14 protein-coding genes are annotated in these 17,021 nt (G+C 44.2%); all 14 read left to right on the top strand.

Annotated features, from left to right (window positions below; all coding sequences use genetic code 11):
* Positions 1-365: 365 nt before the first annotated feature.
* The 14 genes from D7Y06_RS11020 to D7Y06_RS10955 all read left to right on the top strand — a co-directional run bounded on the left by D7Y06_RS11020 (position 366) and on the right by D7Y06_RS10955 (position 16,950).
* A complete protein-coding gene (locus D7Y06_RS11020; protein ID WP_120407840.1) occupies positions 366-2,108 on the top strand; it encodes an ABC transporter ATP-binding protein in 1,743 nt (580 codons plus the stop codon).
* Positions 2,098-3,888, top strand: a complete 1,791-nt coding sequence (locus tag D7Y06_RS11015; RefSeq protein WP_120407851.1) for an ABC transporter ATP-binding protein — start codon at positions 2,098-2,100, stop codon at positions 3,886-3,888. Before D7Y06_RS11020 ends, D7Y06_RS11015 begins: the two co-directional genes overlap by 11 nt.
* 110 nt (positions 3,889-3,998) lie before the next feature.
* Positions 3,999-5,210 carry an NADP-dependent isocitrate dehydrogenase gene (locus D7Y06_RS11010; protein ID WP_120407839.1) on the top strand — a complete coding sequence of 404 codons (1,212 nt, stop codon included), beginning with the start codon at positions 3,999-4,001 and terminating at the stop codon, positions 5,208-5,210.
* A complete protein-coding gene (locus D7Y06_RS11005; RefSeq protein WP_120407838.1) occupies positions 5,207-7,117 on the top strand; it encodes an ABC-F family ATP-binding cassette domain-containing protein in 1,911 nt (636 codons plus the stop codon). The genes D7Y06_RS11010 and D7Y06_RS11005 overlap by 4 nt, the downstream gene beginning before the upstream one ends.
* 126 nt (positions 7,118-7,243) lie before the next feature.
* Positions 7,244-7,858, top strand: coding sequence for an undecaprenyl diphosphate synthase family protein (locus D7Y06_RS11000; protein ID WP_120407837.1), 615 nt, complete (start codon positions 7,244-7,246; stop codon positions 7,856-7,858).
* Positions 7,859-8,009: 151 nt separating this feature from the next.
* Positions 8,010-8,645 carry a redox-sensing transcriptional repressor Rex gene (locus tag D7Y06_RS10995; protein WP_120407836.1) on the top strand — a complete coding sequence of 212 codons (636 nt, stop codon included), beginning with the start codon at positions 8,010-8,012 and terminating at the stop codon, positions 8,643-8,645.
* A 20-nt stretch (positions 8,646-8,665) separates the two neighbouring features.
* Positions 8,666-9,313, top strand: coding sequence for a hypothetical protein (locus tag D7Y06_RS10990; RefSeq protein WP_120407835.1), 648 nt, complete (start codon positions 8,666-8,668; stop codon positions 9,311-9,313).
* Between the two features lie 65 nt (positions 9,314-9,378).
* Positions 9,379-10,884, top strand: a complete 1,506-nt coding sequence (locus D7Y06_RS10985) for an NAD(P)H-hydrate dehydratase (RefSeq protein WP_243119263.1) — start codon at positions 9,379-9,381, stop codon at positions 10,882-10,884.
* Positions 10,868-12,040, top strand: a complete 1,173-nt coding sequence (gene alr, locus D7Y06_RS10980; protein ID WP_120407834.1) for an alanine racemase — start codon at positions 10,868-10,870, stop codon at positions 12,038-12,040. The genes D7Y06_RS10985 and alr overlap by 17 nt, the downstream gene beginning before the upstream one ends.
* An 82-nt stretch (positions 12,041-12,122) precedes the next feature.
* Positions 12,123-12,473, top strand: a complete 351-nt coding sequence (locus D7Y06_RS10975) for a type II toxin-antitoxin system PemK/MazF family toxin (protein ID WP_120407849.1) — start codon at positions 12,123-12,125, stop codon at positions 12,471-12,473.
* Positions 12,474-12,579: 106 nt separating this feature from the next.
* Complete coding sequence (locus D7Y06_RS10970; RefSeq protein WP_120407833.1) at positions 12,580-13,887, top strand: hemolysin family protein; 1,308 nt, start codon at positions 12,580-12,582, stop codon at positions 13,885-13,887.
* 86 nt (positions 13,888-13,973) lie between these two features.
* Entirely contained in the window at positions 13,974-14,702 is a 729-nt protein-coding gene (locus D7Y06_RS10965) for a YebC/PmpR family DNA-binding transcriptional regulator (RefSeq protein ID WP_120407832.1), read from the top strand.
* A 34-nt stretch (positions 14,703-14,736) separates the two neighbouring features.
* On the top strand, positions 14,737-16,188 hold the full coding sequence (gene glgA, locus D7Y06_RS10960) for a glycogen synthase GlgA (RefSeq protein ID WP_120407831.1): 1,452 nt from the start codon (positions 14,737-14,739) through the stop codon (positions 16,186-16,188).
* Between the two features lie 72 nt (positions 16,189-16,260).
* Positions 16,261-16,950 (top strand): ClpP family protease, encoded by a 690-nt coding sequence (locus tag D7Y06_RS10955; protein WP_120407830.1) that lies wholly within the window; start codon positions 16,261-16,263, stop codon positions 16,948-16,950.
* Positions 16,951-17,021: the final 71 nt, after the last annotated feature.

Genomic DNA, 17,021 nt, shown 5'->3' with positions numbered 1-17,021 from the left:
GTAAAACGGTTAAAATCAAATAGTTTTTCTGTGTTGAAACGATTGACAAATATTAACAGTTGTGTTTTACTGTTATAAGTGAAGAAAAATAAATTGGAAAGCGAGGTAAAACCATGATTAAATTAAACAAAAACATTACGTTTAACTTCATATGGGAAAATTCAAGATTTACCTCGAAGCGTGCAGACAAAATTTCGCAGAAAGGCAGGGATTCATTTATTCGCCATTGATTTGGACAAAAACATGGCAGAATACCTTGTAAAATTTATGTGCAGCACATAACATGGCCTCGTGGGTAAACCACGGGGCTTTTTGCTGTATATAAAACTTACCCCACAAGTGTTTTATGGTTAAAGGAGAAGATTATGAAAAAAATTGGAACATATATCGGGCATTACTGGTATGCATATCTTTTTGGCATTGCCTGCATGGTAATTGCTATTGTGTTAGATATGCTCTACCCGGTAATTACAAAAAGTATTGTGGATGACGTAATCATCCAGGGGAAGAAAGAGCTGTTAGGCGGACTCCTTCTTATGATTGTCTTAATCGGAACCGGAAGGGCTGTGGGGGGATACCTAAAAGAATTTACCTTTGACGTGGTAAGCGTAAAAATTGCGTCAAAGCTCCGGAAAGATTTGTTTTCCCACATAGAAGGGCTTTCCGTGGATTATTTTGACGATACCAACACAGGGGAACTAATGGCCAGGGTGAAAGATGACGTGGATATGGTATGGAACGCCTTAGGCTATGTGGGAATGCTTACGATTGAGATTGTGATCCATGTATCTATGGTGCTTTACTGCCTCTTTTCCCTGGACTTTAACCTTGCATTTATACCTCTTTTGGCCATGGTTTTCATGGGGATTACAGCGGTTTTTATGGAGCGGAAGCTGGATAAGATCTATGAGCAGATCAGCGAGGAAAATGCCAGGCTTACCACCATTGCAGAAGAAAACCTGGCAGGGGTGCGCACAGTAAAGGCATTTGCCCGGGAAAAATTTGAAATCAAGAAATTTTTGTCCCACAACAGGCAGTACTACGATTTAAATATGCAGCAAGCCGTTACCCTGGTGCGTTTTTATCCTGTTTTTCAGTTTACCAGCAAGCTTCTCCCGGTGGTTATGGTGATTATCGGCGGTTTTAAAGTCGTCCAGGGGGATATGACGTTAGGGACCCTTGTGGCATTTTCAGAATACTGCAGAAACATTGTGTGGCCTATGGAAATGCTGGGATGGCTCACCAATGACTTGTCCTCGGCGGCTGCCTCTATGAAAAAAATTAATAAAATTTACAGCCAGGAAAGCTCCATTAAAGAAAAGGAAAATCCAGTGATATTACAAGAAGTCAGGGGAGACGTGTCTTTTGAACATGTGTGTTTCTCCAGGGGGAATCAGGAAATTTTAAAGGATGTATCCTTTCATCTTCCCCATGGAAAAACCTTAGGAGTCATGGGGGCTACCGGGGCGGGGAAAACCTCCATGATGAATCTCTTAATGCGGTTTTTCGATGTGGACTCTGGCTGTGTAAAACTGGACGGGGTGGATGTGCGGGAGCTGTCTTTGAGACAGCTTCGGAGCAGCATGGGAACCGTGATGCAGGACGTGTTTTTATTTTCAGATTCCATCTCGGAAAACATCCGCATGGGCCGGAGGGAAACCTTGGAAAACCGGGCCATGGTACATGCCGCCGGACTTGCCCAGGCAAGAGGATTTATTGAGGATTTGCAGGATGGGTACGAGACAATTATCGGAGAGCGGGGAGTTGGGCTCTCCGGAGGGCAGAAACAGCGCATCAGCATTGCAAGGGCTGTCGCCAAGGAAAATCCTGTGCTGATATTAGATGACTCCACCTCGGCTTTGGATATGGAGACGGAATACGAAATCCAAAAATCCTTAGACACTTTAGATACCACAAAAATAATTATTGCCCACCGTATTTCCGCAGTGCGCAGGGCAGATGAGATTATATTCCTGGAAAACGGAACTGTGAAAGAGCGGGGCAGCCACCAGGAGCTTCTTGCAAAAAAAGGGCTCTACTATAATACTTATGCGGCGCAGACAGGGAGTGTACCAGGAAAAGAAAGCAGGTGTAATTTTGGCAGTTAATTCTTATAGAGAAGATGAAGAGTTACAGGGGATTGGAAAAGGTGAGACATTAAAAAGGCTGTTTTCCTACATGTTTCAATATAAGCTTCCGGTGTTTGGGGTTATTGTATGCATGTTGATAGCTGTAGTAATCTCCCTCATAAACCCCCTGATTATTGAAACGGCAATCGATACCTATATTGCAGAGAAAGACATACCGGGGCTAATGCACCTGGCGGTTTTTGCCCTGGCCATTCATATTGTCTTTATTCTTATGGTAAAAATCAGGATGTATGTTATGGCAAAAATCTCCAACCAGATACTCCTTCATATCCGCCAGGAACTTTACGAACATATTCAGACCCTGTCTTTTTCCTTTTTTGACAGCCGCCCTACGGGGAAAATTCTGGCAAGGATTATTGGGGACGTAAATTCCTTAAAAAATGTGCTGGTGAATGCAGTTACCACTTTGATACCGGATTTTGTCACCATCTGCGGCGTTGTGGTGATTATGTTTGCAAAAGACTGGCGTCTGGCCCTTGCCTCCTTAAGCAGCATTCCCCTTATGGCTGCAGCCATTTGGTTTATTCAAAAATTTTCCCATGTGCGGTGGCAGATTGTGCGGAAAAAAAGTTCAAACCTAAATGCATATGTCCATGAGGGCATTGCAGGGATGAACGTTATCCAGAGCTTTTACGCAGAAAATGAGACGCAGGATATTTTTGGGGGCCTTGTGAGAGAGCATGAGCAGTCTTTTATCCGGGCTGTCCGCATTGCGGACCTCTTTGGGGGATCCATAGATTTTTGCTGGGGAATCGGAGCCATGATTCTATATTGGGTTGGGATTTTCATGATTGGCGGGGAATATGTAAGCGTTGGGCTTTTAGTGGCCTTTGGGACTTATATCAATATGTTCTGGAATCCTGTGATGAACCTCAGCAATTTTTACAATCAGGTGATTACAAACCTTACAGCCGCCGAGCGCATTTTTGATATCTTAGACACCAAACCGGATATCACAGAGGCGGAAGATGTGGAAATCCTGCCGGAAATTAGAGGAAGCGTAGAATTTGAGAACGTTTCTTTTACCTATGATGAGGGAACCCCGGCAGAGACGAAAGTATTGGAACATGTAAACTTTAAGATAAAACCCGGTGAAAGTATTGCTTTAGTGGGGCCCACAGGCGCCGGAAAAACCACGGTAGTAAATCTTATCAGCCGTTTTTATGACATCACAGAAGGCAGGATTTACATTGACGGATATGACATCAAAAAAGTATCCATGGAAAGCTTAAGACGGCAGATGGGGATTATGACACAGGAAAATTTCATTTTCCAGGGGACAGTGAGAGAAAATATCCTCTACGGAAATTTACATGCCACGGAGGATGAGATGATTGCAGCCTCCAAAGCGGTAAACGCCCACGAATTTATTATGAAAATGGAAAAGGGGTACGACACAGAATTAAAAGAGCGGGGGGCCGGGCTTTCCATTGGACAAAGGCAGTTAATTGCCTTTGCCAGGACAATGGTCAGCATGCCTAAAATCCTCATATTGGATGAAGCTACCTCCAGCATAGACACCCACACGGAGATTTTGGTGCAAAAAGGAATTGAGGCGCTTTTAAAGGGCCGCACCAGCTTTGTCATCGCCCACAGGCTCTCAACCATCCAAAAGGCGGACAGAATCTTTGTCATTGACAAAGGGGGAATTTTAGAGCAGGGAAGCCCACAGGAGCTAATGGAGAAAAAAGGGCATTACTATAACCTCTATATGGCCCAGTTTAAAAATCTGTCTTAAGATATGTGTGGAATAGGGGGCAAAAGAATGTTGTAAATCTTGCCATTATGTATTAAACTATAGAATAGGTTTTTGAAAAGGAAAAAAGAGAAAGCAGGAGGATACAGATTATGGAAAAAATAAAAATGACAACTCCTTTGGTGGAGATGGACGGAGATGAGATGACAAGGATTTTATGGGGAATGATTAAAGAGGAATTACTCCTTCCCTTTATTGATTTAAAGACAGAGTACTACGATTTGGGCCTTGAATACAGAAATGAGACAAATGATCAGGTGACGGTGGATTCCGCAAATGCCACAAAAAAATACGGCGTTGCGGTAAAATGCGCCACCATCACCCCCAATGCAGCCAGAATGGATGAGTACAAGTTAAAAGAAATGTGGAAAAGCCCTAACGGAACCATCCGCGCCATGTTGGACGGAACGGTATTCCGCACCCCCATAGTGGTAAAAGGCATTGAGCCCTGTGTGAAAAACTGGAAAAAGCCCATTACCATTGCAAGGCACGCCTACGGGGATGTGTATAAGGCATCCGAAATGAAAATCCCCGGTGCAGGGAAAGTGGAACTTGTGTACACCGCAGAGGACGGCACAGAGGAGAGGGAGCTGATCCACAACTTTACCGGAGCCGGGGTGGTGCAGGGACAGCACAATCTTAAGGATTCCATTGAGAGTTTTGCCAGAAGCTGTTTTACATATGCTTTAGACGTAAAACAGGATTTGTGGTTTGCCACAAAGGATACCATTTCCAAAAAATATGACCACTCCTTTAAAGATATTTTCCAGGAGATTTTTGATGCGGAGTACAAAGACGCCTTTGAGAAAGCTGGAATCACTTATTTTTATACCCTGATTGACGATGCGGTTGCCCGTGTGATGAAGTCTGAGGGAGGATATATCTGGGCATGTAAAAACTATGACGGGGATGTGATGAGCGATATGGTAAGCTCTGCCTTCGGCTCCCTTGCCATGATGACTTCCGTTTTGGTTTCCCCCCAGGGGTATTATGAGTACGAGGCTGCCCACGGAACCGTCCAGAGGCATTACTATAAACATCTGGCAGGGGAGGAGACCTCCACAAACTCCGTGGCAACGATTTTTGCCTGGAGCGGCGCCCTTAGAAAACGGGGGGAATTAGACAATATACCGGAACTTGTAAACTTTGCGGACAAACTGGAACAGGCCTGTGTAAAGACCATTGAGGATGGGAAAATGACAAAAGATTTAGCCCTTATCACCTCCCTTAAAAATCCTGTGGCATTAAACAGCCAGGAGTTTATCCAGGCCATCCGCAGGACCTTAGAGGAAAGCCTGTCATGATATTAGCCTGTCAAAATGTATCCAAGGCATTTGGTACAGAGGAAATATTAAAAAATGTATCCTTCCATATTGAGGAAAATGAAAAAGCCGGAATCGTGGGGATAAACGGGGCGGGAAAAACCACCCTCCTTCGGATTATTATGGGAGAACTTCCCGCCGATTCCGGGGAGGTTGTTTTAGGCAAAGGCAAAACCGTGGGATATCTGGCCCAGTATCAGGACATTTCCGGGAACAACACGGTTTTTGAAGAAGTTTTGTCCGCAAAAGCAAGCCTGATTGCCATGGAAGGACAGCTTCGGGAAATGGAAGAGCATATGCACGGCCTTTCCGGTGAGGAACTTACCCTTCACCTGGAAAAATACAACCGCCTTCACGACGAATTTTCCTTAAAGGACGGCTATACCTACCGCAGCGAGGTAAACGGGGTTATCCGGGGGCTTGGATTTTCAGAAGAAGATTTTAACAGAAGCATAAAAACCCTTTCAGGCGGGGAAAAAACCAGGGTTGCCCTGGGAAAACTTCTGGTGGTTAAGCCGGATATTTTAATTTTAGATGAGCCTACCAACCATCTGGATATGTCAAGCATTGCCTGGCTGGAAAACTTTTTGGGAAACTATAAAGGCGCAGTTTTAATTGTGAGCCACGACAGGTATTTCCTGGATAAAATCGTCACAAAAATCGTGGAAATTTCCCAGAGCCAGTGTATGGTTTTCCAGGGGAATTATTCCGATTACGGGACAAAGAAAGCGGCATTAAGGGAGGCCCAGATAAAGGCTTACTATAACCAGCAGAGGGAAATCAAACACCAGGAAGAAGTCATAGCCAAATTAAAATCCTTTAATCGGGAAAAATCCATTAAGCGGGCGGAAAGCCGGGAGAAGATGTTAGATAAAATAGACCGCTTGGAAAAGCCCGTGGAGGAACAGACCGACATGCGGATTCATTTGGAGCCCAATATCACCAGCGGAAGCGACGTGCTCCTTGTGGAGGAAATCGGGAAATCCTTCGGGGAAAACCACCTTTTTTCCCATATTTCTTTTGAAATAAAAAGAGGGGAAAGGGTGGCATTAATCGGGGATAACGGCACGGGAAAAACCACCATGCTGAAAATGATTAACGAGATGGTTCCCTTAGACTGCGGCAAAATCACCCTGGGGACAAATGTGCATATCGGGTACTATGACCAGGAACATCAGGTACTCCACGAGGAAAAGACATTATTTGAGGAGATAAGCGACGCCTATCCCGGGCTTACCAACACCCAGGTGCGCAATATCCTTGCAGCATTTCTCTTTACGGAGGACGATGTGTTTAAACGCATCTGCGATATCAGCGGAGGGGAGAAAGGGCGGGTTTCCCTGGCAAAACTTATGCTCTCAGAGGCAAATTTCCTTATATTGGACGAGCCCACCAACCACCTGGATATCGCCTCCAAGGAAATCTTAGAGTCGGCCCTTAACAGTTACACGGGAACGGTATTTTTTGTAAGCCACGACAGGTACTTTATTAATAAAACCGCCACAAGGATTTTGGATTTAACCCAGGAAACCATTGTAAATTATATTGGCAATTACGACTACTATCTGGAAAAGCACGACACCGCCATGGAAAATGTGAAAACAGTGCAAAAACCCGAAGCGGAAAAGAAAAACGAAACGGGAAAGCTGGACTGGCAGCAGCAGAAGGAGGAGCAGGCGAAAATCCGTAAACAGGCGGCAAAATTAAAGCAGACGGAGGATGCTATCTCGGAAAAAGAGGCTTTGGTAGAGGAGTTAAACCAAAAGTTAAACCAGCCGGAAATTGCCACAAATTCCGCCAAATTAAATGAGATAAACGGAAAACTGACGGAAGCGTCCCTGGAACTGGAAAAGCTGTATGAAGCCTGGGAAGTGCTGGCGGAGCAGTAGTGCTTAAAAAGTCTTTTAAAAAGACCATTTAGGACATAGGAGAAGTCCGGATGGTCTTTTTTCGTATACAAATGCCGCCATCCGGCAATACTTCATAGGAAAACAGTATAGAAAAAGGAGAATCCTATGTTTCGCGTTCCTAAACATATCGGCGTTATTCCCGACGGTAACAGAAGATGGGCTAAAGAAAAGGGCATGAAAAAAGAAGATGGATATCATTTCGGACTTACACCGGGAGTAAAACTCGTCCGTCTGGCAAAAACATACGGGGTGGAAGAACTGACCTTTTACGGATTTACCGTGGACAACTGCAAACGTCCAAAAGAACAGGTGAAATCTTTTTCCAGGGCATGTGTGGAGGCAGTGAAGATGATGGAAAAAGAAAATGTGGATATATCTGTGGTGGGAAATACGCAATCCCCCTGTTTTCCGGAAGAACTGCTGGAATATACAAAAACTGCGATCCAAAAGAGCTGCAGGAAAAGGCCTATGAAAGTAAACTTTCTAACAAATTACGGCTGGGAATGGGATATGAAAAACGGCTGGGCTTCCCGCACAATTCCCAGAATAGACATGGTCATACGCTGGGGAGGCATGTGCCGTTTATCCGGTTTTCTGCCAATTCAGACAGTATATGCGGATTTCTATATCGTAAAAGATTTGTGGCCTGACTTTCGGGAAGAACAATTTGAAGACGCATTAAAATGGTATCAGAAACAAGATATCACCCTGGGGGGATAAAAAACTATTTTTGTCAGCTGCATCATACAAAACTATTTTCACATTGACAGAAAGCCCTGGAATTACTATAATATTTTTTATGTAGGGGAAGAATTTACCAATTTTTTATAAGATTATTCTACTGGATGTATGATTTGCAGGGGGACAAAAATTGAATAAAGAAATTTCACAGGCAGTCATCCGCAGAATGCCCAGGTACTACAGGTATTTAGGGGAGTTAATGGATGCGGGAATCGAGAGAATCTCCTCCAACGACTTAAGTGCACGGATGAACGTAACAGCTTCCCAAATCCGCCAAGATTTAAATAATTTCGGAGGTTTTGGACAGCAGGGATACGGATATAACGTAAAATATTTATATGATGAAATCGGAAAAATTTTGGGAGTAAACCGAAAACACCACATAATTATTGTAGGGGCGGGAAACTTAGGCCAGGCCCTGGCAAATTATGTAAAATTTGAAAAATTCGGCTTTGTGACCACAGCTCTTTTTGACGTGGACACAAAGCTGAAAGGCCAGACCGTGAGAAATATCAAAATTTATATGTTAGATGAACTGGAGCGTTTCGTTAAGGAAAACACTGTGGACATTGCAGCCCTTACCATGCCAAAATCCAAGGCGGAGGCCATTGCAAACCATTTGGTGGAGCTTGGCGTCCCGGCCATATGGAATTTTGCCCATGTGGACCTTAAGATGGAAAATAAAAATGTGGTGGTGGAAAATGTACATCTGTCAGACAGCTTAATGCAGTTATCCTACAACATTGTGAAAAACAGGCAGGAATAGCCGAAAACGAGGCGTTTAAATTGGAAGAACAGTATAAAAATATATTAAAGAAACAAAAGATACCCATTTTGCCCTTAGACCAAAAATGGCACAGGCTCTTTGCCGTAACAGAGAAAAGTGAGCTGGTAAAGGACTTAGAGGGGCAGTTAAATGAACTGTTAAAAAGACAGGGACATTTAAATGGCCAGACGAAAGAGCTGAAAAAATTAAAAAGTACCCTGATGGAAAATATCAGGATAAATATGGATGGGGCCAGTGAAAATGCAAAACATATTTCCAAGCGGAAATTGGAGGAAGACAAGCGGCTGATTGAGGAAATCAATGAAAAAATAGAGGCTTTCCAGGAGGAATTATTAGAGCTTCCCAGAGAGATTGATACGGTAAACCGGGAGCTGATGTATGAAAGCGTTCAGAGCTGTTATGACATTCTGCAGAACAATACGGAAGTTATCGAGGAAATTTCCCATTGGATTAAGCAGGTCCGCATAGACTTAAAGAAAAATATTATCCGAAAACAAAACTGTGAAATCAACAGCAGAGAAATCTACTCCTATATGCATGACGTGTTAGGGGCGGAAATCATTGAGCTCATGGACAAAGAACATGAAAATATTAAGCTTTCCATTCCGGAGGATAAAAGAGAGGAAAAAGAAGAAACAGGAGGATGAGCTGTGCATGCCGCAGCCTTTTTATCATTATGCGTTATCTTTTAAACAGTGGGGAAATGAAACAGATGGATAAAAACACAATGGAATACTTCGGCATACCCTCTCCAGTTTTAATGGAGCGGGCGGCGCTTTGTGTGTTTTATCAGATGCAAAGGCTCTGTGATAAAAAGGGCAGGATTCTTGTTATCTGCGGGGCAGGAAATAATGGAGGAGACGGACTTGCCCTGGCAAGGCTTTTGTTTTTAGATGGGTATCCTGTAAGCATCTACCTTCCTGTAAGGGACAAAATGACAAAAGAGACAAAAGCTCAATATGAGACGGTAAAAAAATATGGCATTTCCTTTACGGAAAATTTAGGGGAGTACGATGTTATTGTGGATGCCCTTTTTGGAATCGGGTTATCCCGTCCCTTGGAAGGCATCTTCAAAGAACTGATCATGTGGTGCAACCGCCAGGACGCCCTGCGCATTGCAGTGGATATGCCAAGCGGCATCTCGGCGGATACCGGGGCTTTGCTGGGGGAAGCTTTTCAGGCGGATCTTACCGTTACTTTTGGATTTGCAAAAGTTGGGCAGATGCTTTACCCCGGGGCGGAATACTGCGGAAAAGTTATCACAGGGGATATTGGAATCGATGAAAAAAGTATTTTGGGAGAAAAACCAAAGGTTCTATCCATGGAAGATAAGGACATCAAACCTATGTTTCCCGCCCGGAAAAAAGATTCCAACAAAGGCAGTTATGGCAAAGTCCTGGTGATTGCCGGGTCTGACAAAATGGCGGGGGCGGCTTATTTTTCAGCAAAAGCGGCATACTTAAGCGGCTGCGGACTGGTGCAGGCCTTCACCCCAAAGGCAAACCGGGATATTCTTTTAACCATGCTGCCGGAAGCTCTTGTCACCGATTATGATTCAGATCATTTAGATATCTCCCTTTTAAGGGAAAAAATGGAGTGGGCAGATGTGATTTTAATTGGCCCGGGGCTTGGCACAGGAGAGGGTGCAAAAGTTCTGGTGGAAGAAGTTTTAAAAAGGGAGGATAAGCCCCTGGTAATGGATGCGGATGCCCTCAATATCCTCTCCTTTGAAATGGAACTATTCAGGCAGTCAAAGGCCCCCATTATCGTCACCCCCCATTTGGGGGAAATGAGCCGCCTTACCGGGGCAAAAATCCCTGAAATAAAAGAAAGAATTTTGCACGTGGCAGGAGAATTTGCGGAAAAATACGGAGTCCTCTGCGTGTTAAAAGATTCCCGGACAGTCATCGGCACAAAAAAAGGGTTATATCTGAATATTTCCGGCTGCAGCGGCATGGCGTCAGGGGGCAGCGGAGACGTTCTCGCAGGGTTTATTGCGGGCCTTCTGGCACAGAATATGTCCATAGAAGATGGGGCGGTTCTGGGAACCTTTATACATGGCAGGGCAGGGGAAAAAGCCGCTTTAAAAAAAGGTGAGGCTTCCATGACTGCCAGGGATATCTTAGAGGAAATTGGCAATGTGATAAAAGAAAACTGCATGGTAAAAAATGTGCAGACGCACAATGACAGGAGTGAAGAAAATGGAAGAATCCGGTAACAGGGTGCGGGCCAATATAAATTTGGACGCCATTCTTTTCAACATGGAGTCTATGCATAAAAAAATAGCGGAGCATACAGGCATCCTTGCGGTGGTAAAGACGGACGGCTACGGCCACGGCGCCGTGGAAATTGCCAGGGAAATTGAAGGCTTAAATTACTTAAAAGGGTTTGCCGTGGCCACCCCGGAGGAGGCTTTTATTCTCCGGCGCCACGGAATTAAGAAGCCCATTTTAATATTGGGATACAGTTTCCCGGAACACTACAGTGAAATGGTACAGCAAAATATCCGGCCCTGTGTCTTTTCAATAGATACGGCAAAACTCTTATCAAAAGAGGCCATACGGCAAAATAAAGTGCTTCCCATCCACATTGCAGTGGACACCGGCATGAGCCGCATCGGCTACCAGGTCTCTCCTGAGGCGGTTTTGGAGATAAAGGAGATTGCCGCATTAAAAAATATCGAAATAGAAGGGTTATTTACCCACTTTGCCAAAGCGGATGAAAAAGATAAAACAGCTACATTCCTGCAGCTGGATTTATATAAAAAAATGGTTTCTATGCTCTCTGAGGAGGGAATTACCATTCCCATCCTCCATTGCTCCAACAGCGCTGGGATTGCGGAAATCCCCCAGGCAAATTTCCATATGGTAAGGGCGGGAATTACCCTTTACGGCCTGTGGCCCTCACAGGAAGTGAGCAGAGATTCCCTGGCTTTAAAACCTGCCATGGAGATTAAAAGCAGGATAGTCCACATCAAGCCTTTGGAAAAGGGAAGGTATGTCAGCTACGGGGGCACATACCAGATGGACCGGGACGGGATGGTGGCAACCATTCCCGTAGGCTACGGAGACGGATACCCCAGAAGCCTTTCAGGGAAAGGATACGTGCTGATTCATGGGAAAAGGGCGCCTATTTTGGGACGGGTGTGCATGGACCAGTTTATGGTAGATGTAACGGATATAAAAGAGGCGCGCCTTTACGATACGGTGACCCTTTTGGGGGAGGACGGCGGAGAAAAAATCACCATGGAAGAGCTGGGGGAATTATCTGGAAGATTTAACTATGAGTTTGCCTGCAATGTGGGGAAACGCATACCAAGGATTTTTTACAAAAATAACAGGCCGGTTTCAGAGAAAAATTATTTTTCTGAATAAAGCTGTGAATAAAGGGGAAAAAACCGGAAATACTCTTTCTATCAAAACCAGAAAAAACAGAAAAAAGATAGGAAGTGTTAATATGGCAATTCACAGAGGCGATATATACTATGCAGACTTACGGCCGGTGATAGGCTCGGAACAGGGAGGCGTGCGCCCGGTGCTGATCATCCAGAATGATGTGGGAAACCGCCACAGCCCCACAGTAATCTGTGCGGCAATCACATCCCAGATGCACAAGGCAAAACTGCCCACCCACGTGGAACTTAACAGCAGTGAGTACGACCTTGTAAAAGATTCCGTAATTCTTTTGGAGCAGCTTCGCACCATAGACAAAAAGCGTCTGAAAGACAAAGTGTGCCATTTGGACAGCAATATGCTCTTTAAAGTGGACAAGGCCCTGGAGGTAAGTCTGGAATTATTAACTACATAAACTTGACGAAATTGCTTTATAATGGTATATTTCAAATGTTTATATCAGATAACCCGGCAGTTCGGGATGGCCCGGCTGCAGAACAAATCACAGAATGGAGAATTTTATGGAGGATGGTGGGAGTCCTTATATGGGACTTGTGTTATTTTTGCTGGCTGGGCTGCATATGATTTTTTATGGATTTCTGGCAGCTCTTGAGAATCAAAATGAGAGCCTTTTAAAAAAGCAGGAAAAGGATGGAGACAAAAAGGCAGCGCTTTTATTAAAGCTGATGGACAATCCCGTCAGCAGCTTACATACGGTTCAGTTTATACTGACGGGCCTTAATTTAGCTGTGGGCATATTTTTCTTTCCGGCCTTTGGAATGAAACTGAAAGTCACCTGGTTTTTTGTATTTTGGCTTATCATCCTTGTGCTTGGAATCTTTGTGCCGTGGAAAGTTGCCCCGAGAAACCCGGCAGGCTGGATGAAAACCGCAGGTTTTCTCCGGGTCTGCATAACGGTTTGTTTCCCCTTTGTATGGATCCTGGAACAGATTACCAATCTTTTTGCGGGAATTTTAGGGGTGGACCCCAATGAAAACTGGGATGACGTGACAGAGGAAGAAATTATCTCCATGGTAAAAGAGGGCCACGAGCAGGGAGTCCTTATGGAAAACGAGGCGGAGATGATTCACAATATCTTTGAATTCGGAGATAAAGAGGCAAAAGATATTATGACACACAGAAAAAATATTTCCGCACTGGAGGGCACCATAACCTTTGGGGAAGCTTTGGATGTAATATCAGAGAGCAATAACTCCCGTTTTCCGGTATATGTGGATGACATCGATAATATCATCGGCGTGCTGCACATTAAAGAGGCATTGATTTTTGCAAGAAAACCGGAGTGCTATGACACGCCCATTAAAGATATCAAAGGTTTGGTGCGGAAGGTTGACTTTATTCCGGAGACAAGAAACATCAGCCTTTTATTCCAGGAAATGCAATCGGAGAAAAACCATATGGTCATTGTGGTGGATGAGTACGGACAGACCTCAGGCATTGTGGCTTTGGAGGATATCATCGAAGTAATTGTGGGGGATATCTTAGACGAGCACGACGTGGAGGAAAAACTCATCATAAAACAGTTTACGGGAAGCTATATTATGAGCGGCATGGCAGATTATGAAGACGTTGCCAAAATATTGGATTTTCCCGAGGATGAGGAGGAGGACACCTACGAGACCCTAAATGGTTATCTCATCTCCAAAATTGACAAAATCCCGGAGGACAATGATAAAATTTCCATTGAGGAAAACGGATATACTTTCCGGGTATTAAAAATCGAAAATAGAATCATCCAGAAAGTGCTGGTCACAAAGATTCCAAAGAGCGGGACACAGCCTTCCACCCCTCACCTGGCAAGCGGATAAAAGCCAAATTGCCATACAGAAATCCTTGTCATAAACTGGAATTGATGATAAAATGAAAAGAAAACAGATAGAAAAGAGGAACAGATATGTCAGGACATTCCAAGTTTGCCAACATCAAACACAAGAAAGAAAAAAATGATGCGGCAAAAGGGAAGATTTTTACAATTATCGGGAGGGAGATTGCCATTGCTGTAAAAGAGGGCGGCCCGGACCCGTCAAACAACAGCAAACTCAGAGATGTAATCGCAAAGGCCAAATCCAATAACATGCCGAATGATACCATAGACAGGGGAATCAAAAAGGCAGCGGGAGATATGGGTAATGTTAATTATGAGCAGGTTACATATGAGGGATACGGCCCCAGCGGAACGGCCATCATAGTAAAAGCTTTAACGGACAATAAAAACCGTACCGCAGCCAATGTGCGCAACGCCTTCACCAAGGGACAGGGCAGTATCGGAACCCAGGGCTGCGTGTCATATATGTTCGATGAAAAAGGACAGATTATCGTGGACAAAGAGGAGTATGACACAGACCCGGATGATTTTATGATGATGGCATTAGATGCAGGGGCGGATGATTTCTCCGAGGAGGAGGACAGTTACGAAATTTTAACGGCCCCGGAAAATTTTTCCGCTGTGAGGGAAGCATTAGAACAGCAGGGCGTGCCCATGGCAAGCGCTGAGGTTACCATGCTGCCCCAGACTTATGTGACCCTCTCCGAGGATGGGGACTTAAATAATATACAGAGGATTCTTGACTTTTTAGATGAGGATGATGATGTTCAGGAAGTGTATCATAACTGGGATGAATAAGATTAGAGCTTATAGCTTATAGGAGGGAAATAGAATGAAAAAAATACTTTTTGCCACATCGGAGTGTGTGCCCTTTATCAAAACAGGAGGACTTGCAGATGTCTGCGGGGCGCTGCCCAAGGAATTTTCCAAAGAAGACTGGGATGTGCGGGTGGTTATGCCCTTGTACAGCTGTATTCCAGAGCATTTCAGAAATAATTTTGAGTACATCACCAATTTCTACATGGGAACCGGAAGCTATATTCCCAAAAAATATGTGGGTATTTTCAGATATGTTTTGGACGGAATTACCTATTATTTCATTGACAATCAGGAATATTTTAACTGTTTCCAGATTTACGGAAACATCCGCTACGACATTGAAAAATTCTGTTTCTTCGACAAAGCTGTATTGTCTATCTTAAAAGCCATTGATTTTAGACCGGATCTGATTCACTGCCATGACTGGGAAACCGGATTTATCCCGGTGTACCTGAAAAATGAGTTCAGCGCAGATTCTTTCTACTGGAATATTAAAACAGTGATTACCATACATAATCTGCAGTTCCAGGGCGTGTGGGATATCCAGACCATGCAGGGCCTTACCGGCTTCGGCAAAAACCTTTTTACCCCGGACAAGCTGGAGTTTAAAAAGGATGCCAATATGTTAAAAGGCGGCCTGGTGTATGCGGACTATATCACTACGGTGAGTGATTCCTACGCCAACGAAATCCAGACTCCGGAATACGGGGAAGGGTTAGACGGCCTGTTATCCGCCAGACATTACGATATGCAGGGAATTGTAAACGGTATCGACTACAATATCTACAATCCAGCCACGGACCCGAAGATTTACGTCACATATGACGCAGAGTCCTTCCGCCAGAAAAAAGCCCTGAATAAAGTGAAACTCCAGCAGGAACTGGGTCTGGCTGTGGACAAGAAAAAATATCTGATTGGGCTTATTTCCAGGCTCACAGACCAGAAGGGCCTTGATTTGATTAACTATATGATGGATTATATCGCAGACGACTATACCCAGTTTGTCATTATCGGAACCGGGGATATCCGGTACGAAAATATGTTCCGCCATTATGCGTGGAAATATCCTGACAGAATTTCTGCAAACATTTGTTATTCTGATGATTTGGCCCATAAACTCTATGCATCTGCAGACGCATTTTTGATGCCCTCCCGCTTTGAGCCCTGCGGTTTGACACAGCTTATTTCCTACCGTTACGGCACAGTGCCTATTGTAAGGGAAACCGGCGGATTAAAGGATACGGTTGCACCTTTTAACGAGTATGAAAATACAGGGGAAGGTTTCTCCTTCCGCAACTACAATGCAGATGAAATGCTGGCTACCATTAACTATTCCAAACATATTTTCTTTGACAGAAAGAGACAGTGGAACCAGATGGTAGACCGGGGGATGACCATGGATTATTCCTGGCGTGCCTCCAAAGAAAAATACCAGAATTTGTATAATTACCTCTTGGGATATTAATAAAAATTCAGTATATACTACAGAAAGAGAGGGAATAAGCCCTCTCTTTCATGTATATACTGGAGGTAATTTATGAGTGAAACAGAGACAAACAAAACAGATACCATAAAAGAATACGGACAGGCAGTTTTAGATAATCCAAAAAAGAATCATCATATTCATCTACTAAGTGTGATCGGTGAAATCGAAGGGCATGAATGTCTGCCAAGCACCACGAAAACAACAAAATACGAACACGTCCTGCCCCAGCTTGCTGTGATTGAAGACAGCGAAGATGTGGACGGCCTTCTTCTGATTTTAAATACCGTGGGAGGTGATGTGGAGAGCGGCCTTGCAATAGCGGAAATGGTGGCAAGCATCAGCAAACCCTCCGTATCCCTGGTTTTGGGCGGTTCCCATTCCATCGGTGTGCCCCTGGCGGTTTCCACGGATTATTCTTTTATTGTGCCCAGCGGCACCATGGTGATTCATCCCGTGCGCATGAGCGGTACGGTAATTGGGGCAAAACAGACATATGATTATTTCAAACAGATGCAGGATAGGATTTTGACATTTATCGAGCGCCATTCCAAGGCCAGGTTAGAGCAGTTAGAGCAGATGATGATGAATACGGATATGCTCTCCAAAGACTTAGGCACTATCCTGGTGGGAAAAGAAGCGGTCAACGAGGGGCTGATCTGTGAAGTAGGGGGCATAAAAGAGGCAGTTTTAAAGCTTCATGAGCTGATTGACCAAGTAAAATCAGGAAAAATGACAAAATAAAATCCTGTTAATGACATTCTGCCCAAAATATGCTACACTAAAACATAATTGATTCTTAGCAGGAGGTAGGT

Source organism: Roseburia sp. 1XD42-69 (genome assembly GCF_003612565.1).
Taxonomy (GTDB): Bacteria; Bacillota; Clostridia; order Lachnospirales; family Lachnospiraceae; genus Roseburia_B.
Note: the sequence above shows the minus strand (reverse complement) of the source record. Positions and strands in the feature narration are given on the sequence as shown.